Raw genomic sequence first — 269 nt, forward strand, 5'->3', positions numbered from 1 at the left:
GATTGCCACCATTAGGAGCCAGGCGCCTAAGGGAGGGCGTCCTGTCCCGGTTGCAGAACTACTCAGCAATACTCAAGAAAAGATCCAAACCTTAGCCCAGTCAGGCCTCGATATATCAGGCCTTTCAACAGGGTTTGAAGACTTGGACATGAAGACCAACGGTCTGCAACCTGCCGATTTAGTCATCGTCGCCGGCAGACCTTCAATGGGCAAAACTTCGTTCGCAATGAATTTGGTCGAAAATGCCGTTTTAAGTACTGATAAAGCAG

1 protein-coding gene is annotated in these 269 nt (G+C 49.4%); it reads left to right on the plus strand.

Going from position 1 to position 269, the window contains the following annotated elements; genetic code table 11:
• Nucleotides 1–112 precede the first annotated feature (112 nt).
• A partial coding sequence (locus tag AC3XQU_RS23995; RefSeq protein ID WP_489876633.1) for a DnaB-like helicase C-terminal domain-containing protein occupies nt 113–269 on the plus strand: 157 nt, incomplete at its 3' end.

Source organism: Telluria sp. AZSoR62, from assembly GCF_058111565.1.